The sequence below is a fragment of the Pseudoalteromonas sp. T1lg21 genome (genome assembly GCF_002964625.1).
Classification (GTDB): Bacteria; Pseudomonadota; Gammaproteobacteria; order Enterobacterales; family Alteromonadaceae; genus Pseudoalteromonas; species Pseudoalteromonas gelatinilytica.
Window position 1 is genome coordinate 1,772 of the sequence record NZ_PQBX01000035.1, and the last position, 17,695, is coordinate 19,466.

Below are 17,695 nucleotides of genomic sequence, written 5' to 3' on the forward strand. Positions count from 1 at the left end.
GCAACAAGCATCGTATAGTTACTCTTGCAACGGAGTTGATCCCATTACTTAGAAATCAAATTTTGCAAGTTGAAGAATATTTAAGATTAGATTTACAAAACGAGCGATACGCAGGTGTGTGGATGCATAACGCTTTAACTCGTAAATATCCCTCAGCTAATAAATCACTAGCGTGGCAATACTTATTTCCTTCCTACAAATTAAGTGATGACCCAGAAACTGGCGAGATACGTCGCCACCATTTCCACCCTACATGTGTTAGAAAAGCGATTAAAAAAGCATTAAAACAAACCAATATTACAAAGGTTATTACGCCTCATACCTTGCGCCATTCATTTGCAACGCACCTATTGCAAAGTGGCGCCGATATTCGCACCGTTCAAGCACAATTGGGCCATTCTGATGTCAAAACCACACAGATTTACACCCATGTTTTACAACAAGGAGCAAACGGTGTTGTAAGCCCATTAAGCAAAATTTTCTAGCTATTATTAAAGATGCGTTAACTTATCATTCAATGTATAGGGCTTGGACCGTTTCTTGATTGCTCAAAGCAGCAGTTAGAGCATTTAACCTAACTTATTTTGAGGCAAAAATGAGGTACCCCAAACTCCCGTTCAATTAATTATCTCTGTGCTTCAAACTCCTTAAAAATACTATTCACATTCACTTTTGCGCCTAGCTTTGCAGCGATTAAAAACAGGCCTGCTAGTTTTCTGTGAACGAACAGAGCATCTACGGGTGGTGCGTGCCAATGCTCTGAGGCGGTGCTCATTTTAAGGCCAAGTTCTTTAATGCGTTTTGGTAAGTCGCTATTCGCAAAATCATACTCACCTTGGTGGCGCAGTGGCTCGCAGGCGAGTAGAAATATATCGACGACATTATCTATATATTCTTGAGCAAGCCCTTGTTGAAAATAGCCAATTTGCTGTGCGGCTGTTGCAACGCCTGCTCTGTCGTTATTAATCGCTCCGGATAATAACTGTAAGTAACCAGCACTAATATGCTGAGGTAGTTCGCGGGTAGCGCCAAAATCTAAAAGCACTAAGCGTTGATTGTCGATTTGATATTGATAATTAGCAAAGTTTGGATCTGTTTGAACTAGTTTAAAGCTAAATAATTCGCGTAAGAATAAACTGAGTAACTGTTCAACCGCTTTATTACGAAGCGCTTGCTCAGTGCTTGCCAGCTCATCCAGCTCTTGTCCCTCAACAAAGCTCATGACTAAAACTTGAGAAGAACTAAGCGAATCTACCACAGTTGGAATAAGGTAATTGTCGTCATCCTTTAAACACTCGCTGTAGCGTTTTAAATAATTAGCTTCTAATTCGTAGTCAGCTTCGTTTATAAGCTGTTGTTTTGCTTCATCGATAAGAGGCTGTATTTCTACCTCTTTGGGTAGCAAACCACTGAGCTTCAGAAGGTAAGCTAAGTTATCAACATCACTGGCAATACCTTTTGCAATACCGGGGTATTGCACTTTAACTGCTAACTTTTCGCCCGATTCTCGATAAGCAATATGCACTTGCCCTATTGATGCCGCAGCAAATGGTCTAAGTTCAAAGTGAGATAATTGCTCTAGCCACGCATCCCCCCAATGCTCACGCATTACTTTAACTAGCTGCTTATGTGGCATAGCTGTCGCTTCTGCACGCAGCCTTGCTAAAATTGCAGATAGTTCAGGAGTGAGTAATTCACCACTATCCATGGATAACAGCTGCCCCAATTTCATTGCAGCCCCGCGAAGATTTGCAAGCTGCTCTGCAAAGCGCTGAATATTTTTAGGCTGTAACAATAACTCCTGTCGTGATGTTTGCTTGCCCGTCGCCCATGCTTTTGTGCCTTCAAACAACATATTACCTGCGACTTTACCAGCTAAAGAGCCAAGCCGAGCAGCGCGTGAAAATCGTGATGTTGGCACAGACTTTTGTTTATTACTCATATTGCTTCACACTATTAACTTTATGCTTTGAATACGTTGATTGCTCGGGTTTAGATCCACTTTGGCTTTTACTGTCTACAGTCTTTTCGCCAAAAGTAAAAAGCCGCATGGCTTCCCGATGCGGCTATTTATTTAAAAGCAACTCAATGAATCGCTTTATTGAATGTTATTGCTTTCCAGACATCAACTGTTCCATTAACTGACTAAAGTCGAAGCTAGCTGCTTTTTGTAATGGTGGATATTTTGATAGTGACTGAATATGCTCACCAAGTAAGTGTTGTACAGGCTCATTTAGCCATTGCTTAGCTTGCACTATGTCTGAACGGTCAGTTAAACCATCAAAGCTTTCAAACGGGTCCATGCGTAAGTTATAGATAATCGGGAACTTTTGCTTTTCGTACTGAGCGTAATAGTTTTCGCTTGTTTCGAAATGAAGTTTCCACTGTTTGTAACGTACGGCTTTGATGCTCGATTCGTAATAGTAAAGAAAACTATCACGCGCACTTTCGTCTGTTTTACCTAACCAATAATCTAAGTTGTTTACGCCATCAATCGGTTGCTTGTGTTCTTTCAGCGCTTTTTTCGCGATATTTGGTTCACCCGCTGCTGCTGCAAGGGTTGTATAAATATCCATGTGTGACTGAATGCCATTTAGTACGGTATTTGCAGGTACTTTACCTGGCCAACGAACAATCATAGGAACGCGTACGCCGCCTTCGTAAGTTGTCATTTTTTCACCGCGGAACGGTGTTGTACCGCCATGTAATCGTGCACTGTGCTCTGGGCCATTATCAGTAGAATAAATCACAATGGTGTTGTCTAGGGCGCCCATCTCGTCGAGCGCAGCCATTAACTCACCCACTTGTTGATCATGCTCAATCAAGCCACTGCCATATAAATCATGCTCTGTAGTGTAGTCTGCTGCTAAGTAACGGCTTTCATTACTTAAACGCGTGTACATATGCATGCGGCTTGGGTTAAACCAAACGAAGAAAGGTTTATCAGCTTTTTGCGCTCGTTTAATAAAGTCTATGCTTGCGTCCATAAACTCTTTATCAACGGTTTTCATTCGCTCACGAGAAAGCTGGCCAGTATCTTTAATTTTTTGCTTACCTACTTTACCAAAACGAGGATCAACAGTTTTGTCATCTACATTTGTGGCGTAAGTATGTAAAACGCCTCGGGTGCCATACTTTTTGAAAAACTCAGGATCTTTTGGGTAATCACGTTGCTCAAACTCTTCTTGAGTATTTAAGTGATATAAATTTCCGAAAAATTCATCAAAGCCATGAACTGTAGGTAGGTGCTCGTTGCGATCACCTAAGTGGTTTTTACCAAATTGTCCTGTTGCATAACCCTGCTCTTTTAAAACCTCAGCAAGCGTATAAGAGCCCGCTTTTAAACCAAGCTCTGCGCCAGGTCGGCCTACCGTTGTCATGCCACTACGAATTGGATATTGACCGGTAATAAGGGCTGCGCGCCCAGCTGTGCAAGATGGCTGCGCATAATGATCGGTAAACATTGCGCCTTCGTGAGCGAGTTTATCGATGTTTGGCGTTTTGTAACCCATGGTACCAAGTCCATAAGCACTAACGTTTTGCCAGCCAACATCGTCGGGGAATATGATTAAAATATTAGGTTTGTCTTTAGCAAAAGCGACCGAGCTTGCTAAATACAAAGCAGCGGATGCTACGGCGAGTAGTTTTTTCATAACAGCAGTCCTTCGTGTATTGTGAGTGAGTACTAATAAAATTTATTGTACGTTTTTCAGTCTACTAAAATTACTGTATACCGCAATTAATTATTATTGCTAGGCATAAAAAAACCGTATTTGCTTACACAAATACGGTTTTTAAACGTTATGAACTTAAATGTTATTTAATAACTTCTAAGCCACCCATGTAAGGGCGTAATACTTCTGGTACAACAATTGAGCCGTCAGCTTGTTGGTAGTTCTCTAAGATTGCTACCAGTGTACGACCAACCGCTAAACCTGAACCATTTAGTGTATGAAGTAGCTCTGGCTTTTTCTCGCCTTGACGACGGAAACGCGCTTGCATACGACGTGCTTGGAAATCAACCATGTTAGAACATGATGAGATTTCACGATAAGTGTTTTGTGCAGGTAACCATACTTCTAAATCGTAAGTTTTTGCTGCACCAAAGCCCATATCACCCGTACATAAAATCACTTTACGGTATGGAAGTTCTAATGCTTGTAAGATTTGCTCAGCGTGACCTGTTAGCTCTTCTAGCGCTTGCATTGAATCTTCTGGTTTTACTAGTTGTACTAATTCAACTTTGTCGAATTGGTGCTGACGAATAAGACCACGTGTATCACGGCCATAGCTACCTGCTTCACTACGGAAACAAGGCGTATGCGCAGTTAAACGAATTGGTAAGTCGCTTTCGTCGTAAATTTCGTCACGAGCACTGTTCGTAAGTGGTACTTCAGCTGTAGGAATTAAGCTAAAACCTGGTTGTTGCTGACCGTCGTCATCCACTAAACCTAAGGTGTGGAATAAGTCACCAGCAAACTTAGGTAATTGACTTGTGCCGTATAAGCTTGCGCTATTAACTAGGTAAGGCACATACATTTCTGTGTAGCCGTTTTGCTCTGTGTGCGTATCAAGCATAAACTGCGTAAGAGCACGGTGCATACGTGCAACTTGACCACGCATAACAGTAAAACGTGCGCCACTGATTTTAACACCCATTTCAAAGTCTAGGCCGTTTACGTCTTGACCAACATCAACGTGATCTTTTACTTCAAAGTCATATGACTTAGGCGTACCCCAGGTTGAAATTTCAACGTTTTGATCTTCGTCTTCACCTACTGGTACTGACTCATCAGGTAAGTTTGGAATAGCAAGTGCAATTTGCTTAAGCTCTTCAAGTACTGCGTCTTGCTCAGCTTTAACGCTGTCTAGTTGATCACCAAGGTTACTTACTGAATCAAGCAGCTGTTGTGCTTTTTCGTGCTCGCCTTTCGCTTTTGCTTGGCCGATAGCTTTGGAACTTGCATTACGCTCGCTTTGAAGTTCTTGCGTTTGTACTTGTAATGTTTTGCGTTTTTCTTCAAGTGCAGTTACCGCTGCAATATCAAGTTCGAAACCGCGTGTTGCTAAACGTGCAGCCGCTTGTTCGATATCTTGACGTAAATATTTAGAATCTAACATGTTTGATTTTTAACCTTTTTGCATTACCAGCTGAAGGCCCAGCCAAGCCATAAATATACACACCACCACGTTTAGGGTGATATTGAGGGCCATTTTAAAAAAGTGACCTTGTTGCAAGAGCAACAACGAATCCATTGAGAATGTTGAAAAGGTGGTCAATGCACCTAAAAAGCCAATACCAATTAAGGTTTTAGCGGGGCTAACAGCGATTATTTCTTTTTCAATCAAGCCGTATAAAATGCCCATTAACAATGAACCAAGAATATTAACTGTCAACGTGCCAAAAGGGAATCCCCTACCGAGCAGTTTTAACATGGTTTCGCTAAGAAAATAGCGTAAACACGCCCCTGAAGCGCCCCCCATTGCAATCATCATATAAAGTTTCAAGCTATTCATAGCGTTTAATATCACTTTGCTCGTTGCGCTGGCTTAAATAGTCCAGCTTTTGTTTTATTTTTTGTTCAAGCCCACGGTCAGTTGGGAAGTAATACTGGCGATCATTAATTGCCTCAGGGAAATACTTTTCGCCAGCAGCAAATGCCCCTTCTTCATTGTGCGCATAACGATATTCAGCGCCATAACCCAAGTCTTTCATTAAGTTGGTTGGCGCATTACGTAAATGCTCAGGCACCGGATAACTCGGCTCATTTTTAGCATCTTGCAGCGCTTGATTAAACGCCATATACACGGCATTACTTTTCGGGGCACTGGCTAAGTAAATGGTGGCTTGTGCGATAGCACGCTCACCTTCGCTTGGGCCAACACGTTGAAAAATATCCCACGCGTTGAGTGCCACTTCCATTGCTCGCGGATCAGCATTGCCAATATCTTCAGTAGCAATCGCTAATAAACGCCGAGCCACATAAAGTGGGTCGCCACCCCCTGCTAAAATACGGCAATACCAATATAAAGCGCCATCAGGTGAACTTCCTCGCACTGACTTATGAAACGCTGAAATCAAGTCATAAAACTCATCACCACCTTTGTCGTACTTGGCTAAGTGAGTTGGTAAAACTTGGCTTAAAACATGTTGATCAACAAGGTATTTTCCCTGCTGCTCAGTGGTTAAATCAACCGCTTGTTCTAACAGGTTAAGCACTTTACGTGCATCGCCATCACTTGCTTGGCAAAGCGCTTGTTTAGCGTTATCGGCAATGTCTATGTGTTTTTGGCTAAGTTCTACGTCTTCACGTAAGGCGCGTTCAATGACGGTAAATAAGTCGGCTTGTTCAAGCGCTTTTAAAACATACACACGAGCACGAGACAGAATCGCATTATTAAGTGCGAATGATGGGTTTTCGGTGGTTGCGCCTACGAAAATAAAGGTGCCATCTTCAATATGCGGTAAAAATGCATCTTGCTGAGATTTATTAAAGCGGTGCACTTCGTCAACAAACAATAAGGTGCGTTGCCCTCGCCCGGCAAGGTTTGTTTTTGCTTCGCTTACTGCCTCACGAATGTCTTTAACACCCGCTGTGACCGCCGACATTTGAATAAGGCTGGCATCGGCATGGTTTGCAATAATTTGCGCTAATGTAGTTTTACCAACGCCTGGCGGCCCCCACAAAATAAGGCTGTGGCATCGGCCTGCAAGAATCGCTTGGTAAAGAGGTTTATCGGGGCTTAAAAGGTGCTGCTGACCAATGTAGTCATTAAGTGTTTCAGGTCGCATGCGCGCCGCTAGTGGGCGCACATCAGGACCAAAATTAAATCCGAGGTTACTCAAGCCTTAATCACCTTGGCTTTGGTCGTCAACTTCAACGCCCTCAGGAATAGTAAATTCAAAGGTTTGAGCCGCCAGAGCTTCGTTTACCTTGGCATCTTTAAAGGTAAATAAAGACTGCTGACCTGAGGTATCTAATACCGTTAGTGATGCGAGGCCTTGCTCTTTAGCATTAAAGCGAATGTCTAGCTTTTCAACTTGGCTCTCAACGCCTTTGTTTGGCGTGACACTAAAGCCAGCATCGGTTGCCACAACTTGGTATTTAGCCCACTGTTCTGGATCTTTTGAAGTCAGCAATACAAACGGTGTTGAATCAATTAGGCTGTGGGTATTCATAATCGTTACTTGCTCAGCAAAGCTGTCGAAGTAATACGTTTTGTCGCCATTAGATACAAACAAGGTATCGTCTGGGCTTTGCTGTTGCCAGCGGATCATCATAGGCTGCTGAAGGGCAATATTCCCCTCACCTTGCATGATAGCTTCGCCTTGCGAATCGGTCACTTGCTGTGAGAACTGTGCTTTAAAACTTTTAATCGCAGCCAGTTGTTGTTGCAACGCTTCGCTGTCGTCTGCAAAACTTTGACCGCTTAATAAACAACCCACAATTAGGGCTAGGTATTTAATTTTTTTCATTAATTTGCTCCACCATTTGGCACTAAGACTTCGCGGGCACCGTTGTGACCTGGTGCGCTAACAATGCCTGATGTTTCCATTTGTTCAACTAAGCGTGCTGCGCGGTTATAACCTACACGAAGCTTACGCTGTACACTCGATACCGACACTTTGCCAGTTTCAATTACAAATGATACTGCTTCATCGTAAAGCGGATCTGACTCTTCATCACCGTCTTCACTGGTTTCTCCTGGTAGTAAAATTTCTTCTGTGGCATCGCCACTTAAAATTTCATCAATATAATTTGGTTTGCCGCGTTTTTTCCAATCGTCTACAACCGCATGAACTTCGTGGTCGTCAACAAACGCGCCATGCACACGCACGGGTACACTGGTACCCGGCGGTAAGTAAAGCATGTCACCCATACCAAGTAAGTTTTCAGCGCCTTGCTGATCTAAAATGGTACGCGAGTCAATTTTACTTGAAACTTGGAACGCCATACGGGTTGGAATATTCGCTTTAATCAAACCAGTAATTACGTCAACCGATGGGCGCTGTGTTGCTAGCACTAAGTGAATACCTGCTGCACGGGCTTTTTGCGCGATGCGTGCAATAAGCTCTTCCACTTTTTTACCCACGATCATCATCATGTCGGCAAATTCGTCAATGACCACCACAATACTTGGTAGTTTATCTAGCTCTGCTGGGCCATCGGCCATGCCGTCGGTATCTTTAAACAGTGGATCTAGAATCGGTTGACCCGCTTCTTTGGCATCCAGCACTTTTTGGTTGTAACCTTTTAAGTTACGCACACCAAGTGCCGACATCAGCTTATAACGACGCTCCATTTCGCCTACACACCAACGCAATGCATTGGCTGCTTCTTTCATGTCGGTAACAACTTCACATAATAAATGTGGGATGCCTTCGTACACAGAAAGTTCAAGCATTTTCGGGTCGATCATGATCATACGAACATCATCAGGGCCCGATTTGTACAGTAAGCTTAATATCATTACATTAACGCCCACTGACTTACCTGAACCTGTGGTACCCGCAACAAGTAAATGTGGCATTTTGCCAAGGTCAGCACATACTGGCTCGCCAGCAATGTCTTTACCTAACACCATAGTCAGTGGTGATGGGTTTGATTCAAACTTAGGCGCGTTAATAACTTCACTTAAACGCACGATTTCACGGTGTTTGTTTGGTAGTTCTATACCTACATAGGTTTTACCCGGAATAACTTCTACCACACGGACACTCACCGCAGACAGTGAACGCGCTAAATCTTTTGATAAACCTGTGATTTTGGCCACTTTAATACCCGGCGCTAAATCAAGTTCAAAACGCGTTACAACCGGACCCGGGTAAACCCCAACCACCGCAGCTTGAATATTAAAATCAAGTAGTTTTGTTTCAACTAAACGCGAAATACCATCAAGCTCTTCTTGTGATAACGGGTTTTTCGCTTTGTCAGGGCGATCGAGTAAATCAAGCGACGGCAACGGATTTGCTGGCGGTTGCTCTTCAAGCAAGGCTTCAAACTTTTCTTTTGCCGTTGGCGGTGGCTGATACGCTGGTTTTGGTTTAGGCATTGGGCGCGCAGGCGAAACAACCGTTGTAACTGGTTTTTCTGGTTCTAAAACGGGGCTTTGATCAAGCGCATTAAGTGCTGATACTGTATCGAAAGATTCATCATCAAGGGCACTAAAACCAATTTCTTGGTCAAGAATATCGTCTAGTTCATCAAAACCTTGGAAATCATCATTGGCTTTTTCCGCTGGCTTCTGCTGTGCTTTAGTCTGCTTTGGCTCATCTTTTTCGGCATCTTTAAAACCAATTGCAGGTTCGTTTTCTGGCTCGACAAAGTTTGCATCAGGTTCTGTAGTCGTAACGTCTTTAACGGCTTCTTTCTCACGGTGCATCCAAGCAGAAAATTGTTCACGCAAAAAGTAGAATGTTTTCATCACCCATTTGCCAACAAAATCGACAAATTGTACCCACGAAATACCGGTTAATAAGGTTAAACCTGCAAAGAAAAAGCACAGTAATAAAATAGAGGTACCGGTAAAATTAAAGGTCGGCATCATGGCTGTAGCGATGACATCTCCCACTACCCCACCGGATGAAAAATTATAAATATCATCAAAATTAATGCTGCTGATGGCAGTCGCTGAAGTAATAAACAACGCAAAGCCAATTACACGTAAAGCAAGTGTGGTGTAATCAAGCTGAAAAATACGGTGTGGCTGTTTAAACAATAAATAACCAAACAACTGAATAGCAACAGGCACTAAATAAGCAAGCCAGCCAAAAGTGAGTAATAGGATATCTGCAACCCAAGCTCCCGCTGTGCCGGTAATATTCTTAACATTAACAAATTCACCGGTTTGCGACCATGAAGGGTCCGCAGGATCAAAACTGATTAATGCACATAAAATAAATACTGCAGCAAAGGTGCTGATGATTAGCCCCGTTTCTAACAGTCTTTGAACACCATTTAGGCGCATAGCTCCCTATTCCTTATTATTCTTTACTTATCGATTAGCAGTGAAATACCTTAGCAGGAAATGCCGTTTGATGCACTTTATCTTAACCTTGATGGACTGATAATGAACAAGTTTTTGTTACTCAATGTGTATTTTAACAGTTTAGGCGATATATGGGCGAATAATGACCCCTTGTTCACCTTTTACTTCTTCCATTACCACATAAGTTCGGCTTTCACTGACGTTGGGTAGTTTTAGCAGAATATCACCCAGTACATTGCGATATTCAGACATATCATTTACCCGCGTTTTTAATAAAAAGTCGAAATTTCCCGACACTAAGTGACATTCGATTATTTCGTCGTGTTTTTTAACTGCAGCGTTAAACTCTTCGAACACATCAGGTGAGGTTTTCGTGATAGTGACTTCTACATACACGGATAATCCTTGACCGAGCTTAGCAGGGTCTACTACCGCTTTGTATCCAAGTATATAACCTTCTCTTTCAAGCTTTTTAACCCGCTCTAAACATGGGGTGGCGCTTAGGCCTACACGCCGCGCGAGCTCTACATTAGAGATCCGACCATCGAGCTGTAATTCCATTAAAATTTTACGGTCTATCCTGTCGAGTAATTGGTGCATATGGCAAACCAGAGTTTTAAACTGTTATATATTAATTTTCAGAGTATATCACTAGAATACCACTTAAAAAAGGTGAGACACACTGGCAGGTCATGAATATAATAGTCAAAAATTTTACCCCGTTCTATTAAGGCGAAAAACTATGATTATTGGTGTACCTAAAGAAATTAAAAACCATGAATACCGTGTAGGTATGGTTCCTGCGAGTGTTCGTGAACTAGTAAACCATGGCCACCAAGTATTTGTTGAAACTGATGCTGGTATGGGCATTGGCTTCACAAACGAAGATTATGTAGCAGCAGGTGCTGAAATTTTATCAACAGCGGCAGAAGTTTTTGCTAAAGCTGAAATGATCGTAAAAGTGAAAGAGCCACAAGCTGTTGAGCGTGCAATGTTACGCGAAGACCAAATTCTATTTACTTACCTTCACTTAGCACCGGATCTTCCACAAACTGAAGACCTAGTGAAAAGTGGCGCTATCTGTATCGCTTACGAAACAGTAACTGATGCACGTGGCGGTTTACCTCTTCTTGCTCCTATGAGTGAAGTTGCTGGTCGTATGTCTATTCAAGCTGGTGCACAAGCATTAGAAAAATCTAACCACGGCCGTGGTATGTTACTTGGTGGTGTACCAGGTGTTGAGCCAGCTAAAGTTGTTGTTATCGGCGGCGGCATGGTTGGTCGTAGCGCAGCGCAAATGGCTGTTGGCCTAGGCGCAGACGTTGTTGTTCTTGATCGTAACATCGATGTATTACGTGCTTTAGACGCACAGTTTGGTAATAAAGTTAAAGCACTTTACTCAACTGCTGACGCGTTAGAAAAACACGTACTAGAAGCTGACCTTGTGATCGGTGGCGTACTAATCCCAGGTGCTGCAGCGCCTAAACTAGTAACTGCTGAGCACATCAAAGCAATGAAACCTGGTTCTGCAATCGTTGACGTTGCAATCGACCAAGGTGGTTGTATCGCAACTTCTAAAGCGACTACTCATGCTGATCCAACTTACATCGTTGATGACGTTGTTCACTACTGTGTTGCTAACATGCCAGGTGCTGTTCCACGTACTTCTACGTTCGCACTTAACAACGCAACGTTACCGTTTATCATCAACCTTGCTAACAAAGGCTACAAGAAAGCGCTTCTTGACGATGCACATTTCTTAAAAGGCTTAAACGTGATTAAAGGCCAAGTTACTTATAAAGAAGTAGCTGAAGCTTTCAACATGGAATATGTTGACCCACGTACAGCGGTTGAAAATGCTTAATTAGCATTGTGAATCGAAATAAAAAAAGCAGCGATATCGCTGCTTTTTTTTATGCCTGTTTGCAAGTGAAGAGCTTTACCTGCAAACAAGTTTGAATATAGTTTTTAACGACGCTTAGTTTGTTTAGCGCGTTGATTGTGCTTTTTAACCGCTTTACGGATTTGGTTAATTTTAGCACGTTTGTCTTTACGCTTTTCAGGAATAACCGACAGCTTAGTTTGCGTTTCGCGGCCAAGTTGTACTGTTTTACGTAAATAGTTAACCGTGTCTAAATCAAGCTCAGCCCAACCACCTTGTGGCAAACGCTTATCAAGCTCTAGCTTACCGTAACGAATACGGATAAGACGCGATACTTCAACATCTTGTGATTGCCATAAACGACGAACTTCGCGGTTACGACCTTCTGTTAAAGTCACATTAAACCAACGGTTGATACCTTCACCACCCATAGGTTTGATGTTTAAGAATTTCGCAGGACCATCATCAAGCTCAACACCTTTTGTTAAAGTGCGCAGCGTTTCGTTTGTCACTTCACCAAACACGCGAGCAGAGTACTCACGCTCTACTTCGTAGCTTGGGTGCATTAAACGGTTAGCAAGTTCACCATCGTTAGTAAACAGCATTAAACCAGCGGTATTAATATCTAGTCGGCCAACTGCAATCCAACGTTCGCCATCAACACGTGGTAAACGGTCAAATACAGTACGACGACCTTCAGGGTCTTTACGTGTACATAACTCGCCTTCTGGTTTGTTATACATAAGTACACGACAAATTCGGTCGGCTTTGTCTTCGATTTTCACCACGTGACCATCAACACGAATTACATCGGTTGCTTCTACGCGGTCGCCTAAACGGGCCACTTTACCATTCACGCTCACGCGATTGGCATCGATGTATTTTTCCATTTCACGACGTGAACCCACGCCAGCACGGGCTAATACTTTTTGTAACTTTTCAGTTTCTACATTACTCATTCAGATAGTTCTCTCACAGAAGGATCGCTCAATAACTGGTTGATTTTACTCTCCTGAAGTTCAGGTAACGGCGGTAATTCATCTAAACCAGCTAATGAAAAATAATCTAAGAAAGCGGATGTGGTAGCATACAACGCTGGGCGCCCTGGCACTTCTTTGTGGCCAACAACCCGAATCCACTCTCTTTCTAATAAGGTTTTAATAATTCCTGAGCCAACGGTCACACCCCGTACTTGTTCAATTTCACCACGGGTAATAGGTTGTCTGTAGGCAATCAAGGATAAAGTTTCTAGTAGTGCTCTTGAGTATTTAGGTGCGCGTTCTTGCCATAAGTTTGCCAGCCAAGGGGCTAAACTGGCACAGGCCTGAAACCTGTAACCGCTGCCAACTGCAACAAGCTTGATGCCTCGGGTTTGATAATGCGTTTGAATCTGTTCGATTGCATTATTAATGCGTGGCATAGATACGCTTAAATCAGCTAATACTGTCTCTTTTAAATGACGTTTAGACACAGGTTTTCCAGCAACAAAAATCGCGGCTTCTATGATTTCGACTAACTGTTCATCACTGATACGTTTTGTGGCCATTGCTACTAAAGGTCATTTTAAATCACTAACGCACTATTATGACAGAAGTCAGCCAAGGTTGGAAAAATTATTGTAAAAAAGCCAGTGTAAAACACTGGCTTTGGGGGATTTTTATGAATAAATATTGAAATTAGCTTTTTTTGACCATTTCAAGGGCATCATCTTCTGCCACATCGCTGCCATATTTGCTAATGTAGCTAATGAACTCGGTGCGACTTACACGCTTATCTTTGTTGCTATCCATGTAGCCAAAATGATTTGCGATGTCGTCGTCATCCGCTTCTTCAATAGAGATGTAACCATTTTTATCGTTGTCTAACGATTTAAAGTCACTTTCGATCGGGTCAAACTTAGCGATTTCTGCTTTAAATGCTGATTCAGACACCTCGCTATCTGTTGCCACTTTGCCTGTATTTAACTGCATGTAGGCGTTAAATTCTGTACGGCTAATTTGCTCATCCATGTTGGTATCGATGTTTGAGAAATGCTCCCAAATTGCATCGTCATCTGCTTCTACTTTCGAGATATAACCATCATGGTCGTTATCTAGGCTGCCAAAATCGCTGTCGATTTTTGCTAAAGAGTTACTTGCAGAACATGCTGATAGGCTTAATGCTGCTAAAATTGTTGATGCTAAAGTTAACTTGTTCATAAGACATTTCCTTGTAGTCGATTAGATTCAGTTAGACTATTTCAAGTTGAATGCCAAAATGCCTTATTGACTAAAATCAAGCACTTACAACTAAGTTAAGTTTTGGTTAAGCCTATGATTTAGAAAGCTTTTCATGGATTGCTGTAATTTTTTCATAAAAAAAGCGCTCCGATGAGCGCTTTTTACAAATCGCTAAAATGTCGCGATTAGATAGCTGCGTTTTGGTAACGCTTAACGAAATCTGTTACTGCTTCGCCATTACATTTTAAGGTATTTAAGTTACCAATTTTTTCACGCACAGGTGTTAAACCTTGCTTAAGTGCAGTAATACAAAGCTGAGTTTCTTTTTGCTCATTTTTAGCAAACACTTCAACAGCTGCTTTTGTTGCTGCTTCTTGTGATTGTGCTTTTTTAGCAATTTCACGGATATCTGTGCCGTTACATAAAATGCTTTGTGAAAAACGTGACATTGAAATGCCGTGTTTTGCTGCTTCTTTACGTGCAGCGGTAAACCCTTCGTTCGCACTTAAGCTACATAACTTTGATTCGATACGGTTATCAGCTGAAAAGTAGTGCGGGTTGCTTGCTAATGAGCCAAATGAGATACATGCAAGAGAAAGCATCACTAATTGTTTTTTCATGGTTTACCTTTAAATAGTACATAATATGAACGGGTGGTTTGCGCGCATTATATAAACAAAAATCAGTAGATCAACTGAATTATTTATTTAATTTAATAATTAATAATGAGTTAACAATGTCTTTAAAATAAGCAGCAATTGATCAACATTTACTCAATTTGATTTTCGTAATTTGCTCATGAATAAGCCCTAGTTTGATGATAGAATTGCGCTAAACGAATAATCAAAAATACAGATAGGTAAACCATGAAGGTAATCTCATTTAACATTAACGGGCTGCGCGCTCGTTTACACCAATTGCAGGCCGTAATTGATAAACATCAACCAGATATCATCGGCTTACAAGAAATCAAAGTGCACGATGAGGCCTTCCCTCTCGAAGACGTACAAAAAATGGGCTATCACGTTTATTTTCATGGTCAAAAAGCACATTACGGTGTGGCGATGTTATGTAAGCAAGAACCTAAATCTGTAGTAAAAGGTTTTGCAACCGATACCGACGAATCACAGCGCCGTATGATCAGCGTAACAGTGACACAAGAAAATGGTCGCGACTTAACGGTAATGAATGGCTACTTCCCGCAAGGTGACAACATTGCCCATGAAACAAAGTTTCCTTATAAGCGTCAATTCTATAAAGATTTAATGACCCATCTAGAAGATAACCACACGCCTGATCAAGATGTTATCGTGATGGGTGACATTAATATTTCGCCAACTGATCTCGACATTGGTATTGGTGAACCAAACCGTAAACGCTGGTTAAAAACAGGTAAGTGTTCTTTCCAACCTGAAGAGCGTGAATGGTTAAGCACGTTATTAAACTGGGGCTTTAAAGATACCTTCCGTGAACTTTATCCAGAAAAAACAGAACAATATTCGTGGTTTGATTACCGCTCAAAAGGGTTTGATGACAACCGCGGTCTGCGTATTGATGTGATCTTAGCAACCCCTGCTCTTGCTGAGCGTTGTGTTGAGTCTGGTATTGATTACGAGTTGCGCGGTATCGAAAAACCATCTGATCATGCGCCAATTTGGTCAACATTTAACGCATGATAGACACACTGCAATGGCAGCTCCCATTGTGGAGCTGTGTGGCTATAATAATTTGGCTCAGCTTTGATAAGCAAAGCGCATCACATTTGCTGGCAACACCGATAAGACAAGTGGGTGTACTCGCATGTGCCCTTGTACTTGCGGTACTGTGGCGTATTAAAGCAGGCATATTACCTGGCCTCGAATTGCATATTTTGGGGGTCACCGCAGTGACCCTAATTTTAGGTTGGCGACTGGCTATTTTTGCAAGTACCTTGGCGAGTTTGTTGTTAGTGCTGGTTGCACAATTGCCAATCAGTTTATTGCCTGTGCATTTGTTATTTACAGCGTTCATTCCAATTACGTTGAGCTATCTGTGCTTTGTAATTTGTTATACCTATTTACCAAGACACTTTTTTATTTATATCTTTTTATGCGCGTTTTTAACCGCAGCTGTTATCGCCTGTATTAAAATACTCACCAGTGGTGTGCTTTATTACTTGCTTGGTGATTACAGTTTTATTGAGATTTCAGAAAACTATTTGATCCTGTGTGCCATAATTTGGTTTCCTGAAGCGATGCTCAATGGCATGGCAATCACCTTGTTGATCACCTATCGCCCTTACTGGGTAAAAACCTTTTATGATAAGGACTACTTAGACTCATGAGTCTTCACTATCACTGCCCGCTTTGCAAACTTGAACTGACGCTCACCGATAAAACGTACCGCTGTGACAATAATCACAGTTTTGATATCGCCAAAGAGGGTTATGTCAATTTACTTCCCGTGCAAAATAAAAAGTCGAAACAACCGGGCGATAACCTTGAAATGGTGCAAGCACGCCGCGTATTTTTAAGTGCCGGGCACTATTTGTTTTTACAGCACGCTATAGCTGAATTAGTAGCATCTCTCGCTCCAAGTTCAGTGATTGATTTAGGCTGTGGTGAAGGTTTTTACACTCAAGCAATTGCAGCACAATCAAGTGCCGATGTTTATGGTGTTGATATTTCGAAGCCGGCGGTAAAATACGCCGCTAAGCGGTATGAAAATGCGCATTTTAGTGTCGCGTCGATTAGCCAAGCCCCTTTTGCAGATGCCAAAGCGGATGTACTTGTTAGTGTGTTTGCCCCTTTATTTGCACAAGAACTTGCCCGCCTTGCCAAACCGCAAGCTAGTTTAATTGTTGCAAGCCCTGGCCCTTGGCATCTTAAAGAGTTAAAAGCGTTTATTTATGCCGATGTTAAACCGCATACAGAGATAGAACCACCAGCAGGCTTCAGTAACGAGTCAACAACATTATTAGAGCAACAGGTGCTGTTGTCTGTTGATGAGATTAAACATTTAATTATGATGACGCCGTTTGCGTGGAAATTCCGCCCAGAGCATTGGCAGCAGATTGAGCAGCAAGGCCCACAAAAAGTAACGTTATCGTTTTATGTGAGCCAGTTTATTCGTGATTAGAAGTGTTCTTTAGTAAAGGCTTTATCCATTTTTTCGAACATATCTTTTAATAGTTGAGCTAAATCTGAATAGCGTGGTTTTTCAGTCGTTAATTGTGACTGATAACCATGCGCTTTCATTTTACTGTGCAGCTCTGTGTACCAACTAAGCATTGCTGGTTCTAAGCGAGTTTCTGCACGGCGGCCTAGCCACAACAAACCTTGCAGCGGTAGTGATAAAAAGAAAAGCGCGATAGTGATTGCTTGTGGAAAATAATCACTACCTAAATAATTAACTTGCATGAATACAGTCAGCATTGCCAATATTGGCATCACTGTAATAGCCAGATCTGTGGCCTTGATCACTCTAAATTCGGCAAACAATGGAGCGAGCTCTTGTCGCATCGGCCATTTTTTAGCGTATTGACGACCTGTTTGCACTTGTGACATGACACCTTTTTGCATCATCACTCCTAGGGTCTTCATCTTGTTTCACAATCGAGTGTAAC

At 42.1% G+C, this 17,695-nt stretch carries 17 protein-coding genes and 1 pseudogene; 5 read left to right on the top strand and 13 right to left on the bottom strand.

The window, feature by feature from the left end:
• Window positions 1-2: 2 nt before the first annotated feature.
• Window positions 3-485: pseudogene (locus tag C2M25_RS07365) on the top strand (tyrosine-type recombinase/integrase); the annotation flags it as partial.
• A 140-nt stretch (window positions 486-625) separates the two neighbouring features.
• On the opposite strand, the gene C2M25_RS07370 reads toward C2M25_RS07365, so the two are convergent.
• The 8 genes from C2M25_RS07370 to lrp form a co-directional block, all read right to left on the bottom strand.
• Window positions 626-1,942 carry an ABC1 kinase family protein gene (locus C2M25_RS07370; RefSeq protein WP_105180782.1) on the bottom strand — a complete coding sequence of 439 codons (1,317 nt, stop codon included), beginning with the start codon at window positions 1,940-1,942 and terminating at the stop codon, window positions 626-628.
• 166 nt (window positions 1,943-2,108) lie between these two features.
• On the bottom strand, window positions 2,109-3,653 hold the full coding sequence (locus C2M25_RS07375; RefSeq protein ID WP_105180783.1) for an arylsulfatase: 1,545 nt from the start codon (window positions 3,651-3,653) through the stop codon (window positions 2,109-2,111).
• A 163-nt stretch (window positions 3,654-3,816) separates the two neighbouring features.
• Window positions 3,817-5,121, bottom strand: a complete 1,305-nt coding sequence (serS, locus tag C2M25_RS07380; protein ID WP_063704658.1) for a serine--tRNA ligase — start codon at window positions 5,119-5,121, stop codon at window positions 3,817-3,819.
• 9 nt (window positions 5,122-5,130) lie between these two features.
• A complete protein-coding gene (gene crcB / locus C2M25_RS07385; RefSeq protein WP_082389253.1) occupies window positions 5,131-5,517 on the bottom strand; it encodes a fluoride efflux transporter CrcB in 387 nt (128 codons plus the stop codon).
• Window positions 5,510-6,847 carry a replication-associated recombination protein A gene (locus C2M25_RS07390; protein WP_063704656.1) on the bottom strand — a complete coding sequence of 446 codons (1,338 nt, stop codon included), beginning with the start codon at window positions 6,845-6,847 and terminating at the stop codon, window positions 5,510-5,512. The genes crcB and C2M25_RS07390 overlap by 8 nt, the downstream gene beginning before the upstream one ends.
• Window positions 6,848-6,850: 3 nt before the next feature.
• Window positions 6,851-7,477 carry an outer membrane lipoprotein chaperone LolA gene (lolA, locus tag C2M25_RS07395; protein WP_063704654.1) on the bottom strand — a complete coding sequence of 209 codons (627 nt, stop codon included), beginning with the start codon at window positions 7,475-7,477 and terminating at the stop codon, window positions 6,851-6,853.
• Window positions 7,477-9,969 carry a DNA translocase FtsK gene (locus C2M25_RS07400; protein WP_063704652.1) on the bottom strand — a complete coding sequence of 831 codons (2,493 nt, stop codon included), beginning with the start codon at window positions 9,967-9,969 and terminating at the stop codon, window positions 7,477-7,479. The genes lolA and C2M25_RS07400 overlap by 1 nt, the downstream gene beginning before the upstream one ends.
• A 141-nt stretch (window positions 9,970-10,110) precedes the next feature.
• Window positions 10,111-10,590, bottom strand: a complete 480-nt coding sequence (lrp, locus tag C2M25_RS07405) for a leucine-responsive transcriptional regulator Lrp (protein ID WP_063704651.1) — start codon at window positions 10,588-10,590, stop codon at window positions 10,111-10,113.
• A gap of 142 nt (window positions 10,591-10,732) precedes the next feature.
• On the opposite strand from lrp, the gene ald reads away from it, so the two are divergent.
• Window positions 10,733-11,854, top strand: coding sequence for an alanine dehydrogenase (gene ald / locus C2M25_RS07410; protein ID WP_063704649.1), 1,122 nt, complete (start codon window positions 10,733-10,735; stop codon window positions 11,852-11,854).
• Window positions 11,855-11,958: 104 nt separating this feature from the next.
• Here the strand turns inward: ald and rluB are convergent, their stop codons facing one another.
• The 4 genes from rluB to C2M25_RS07430 all read right to left on the bottom strand — a co-directional run bounded on the left by rluB (window position 11,959) and on the right by C2M25_RS07430 (window position 14,711).
• The gene (gene rluB / locus C2M25_RS07415; RefSeq protein WP_063704647.1) at window positions 11,959-12,831 is read right to left on the bottom strand and encodes a 23S rRNA pseudouridine(2605) synthase RluB; all 873 of its coding nucleotides are present in this window, start codon (window positions 12,829-12,831) and stop codon (window positions 11,959-11,961) included.
• Window positions 12,828-13,418: an SMC-Scp complex subunit ScpB gene (scpB, locus tag C2M25_RS07420; protein WP_063704645.1), complete on the bottom strand. Its 591-nt coding sequence runs from the start codon at window positions 13,416-13,418 to the stop codon at window positions 12,828-12,830. The genes rluB and scpB overlap by 4 nt, the downstream gene beginning before the upstream one ends.
• A 130-nt stretch (window positions 13,419-13,548) precedes the next feature.
• On the bottom strand, window positions 13,549-14,070 hold the full coding sequence (locus tag C2M25_RS07425; RefSeq protein WP_063704643.1) for an EF-hand domain-containing protein: 522 nt from the start codon (window positions 14,068-14,070) through the stop codon (window positions 13,549-13,551).
• Between the two features lie 206 nt (window positions 14,071-14,276).
• On the bottom strand, window positions 14,277-14,711 hold the full coding sequence (locus C2M25_RS07430) for a hypothetical protein (protein WP_063704641.1): 435 nt from the start codon (window positions 14,709-14,711) through the stop codon (window positions 14,277-14,279).
• Between the two features lie 246 nt (window positions 14,712-14,957).
• Between C2M25_RS07430 and xthA the strand changes: the two genes are divergently transcribed.
• Genes xthA through C2M25_RS07445 form a run of 3 tightly spaced genes read left to right on the top strand, consistent with a single transcriptional unit; the run spans window position 14,958 to window position 17,208 of the window.
• A complete protein-coding gene (xthA, locus tag C2M25_RS07435) occupies window positions 14,958-15,767 on the top strand; it encodes an exodeoxyribonuclease III (RefSeq protein ID WP_063704639.1) in 810 nt (269 codons plus the stop codon).
• Complete coding sequence (locus C2M25_RS07440) at window positions 15,764-16,414, top strand: energy-coupling factor ABC transporter permease (RefSeq protein WP_105174308.1); 651 nt, start codon at window positions 15,764-15,766, stop codon at window positions 16,412-16,414. Before xthA ends, C2M25_RS07440 begins: the two co-directional genes overlap by 4 nt.
• A complete protein-coding gene (locus tag C2M25_RS07445; protein ID WP_105180784.1) occupies window positions 16,411-17,208 on the top strand; it encodes a putative RNA methyltransferase in 798 nt (265 codons plus the stop codon). Before C2M25_RS07440 ends, C2M25_RS07445 begins: the two co-directional genes overlap by 4 nt.
• Here the strand turns inward: C2M25_RS07445 and yfbV are convergent.
• Entirely contained in the window at window positions 17,205-17,651 is a 447-nt protein-coding gene (gene yfbV, locus C2M25_RS07450; protein ID WP_063704635.1) for a terminus macrodomain insulation protein YfbV, read from the bottom strand. The two genes, C2M25_RS07445 and yfbV, sit on opposite strands and share 4 nt — an antisense overlap.
• Window positions 17,652-17,695: the final 44 nt, after the last annotated feature.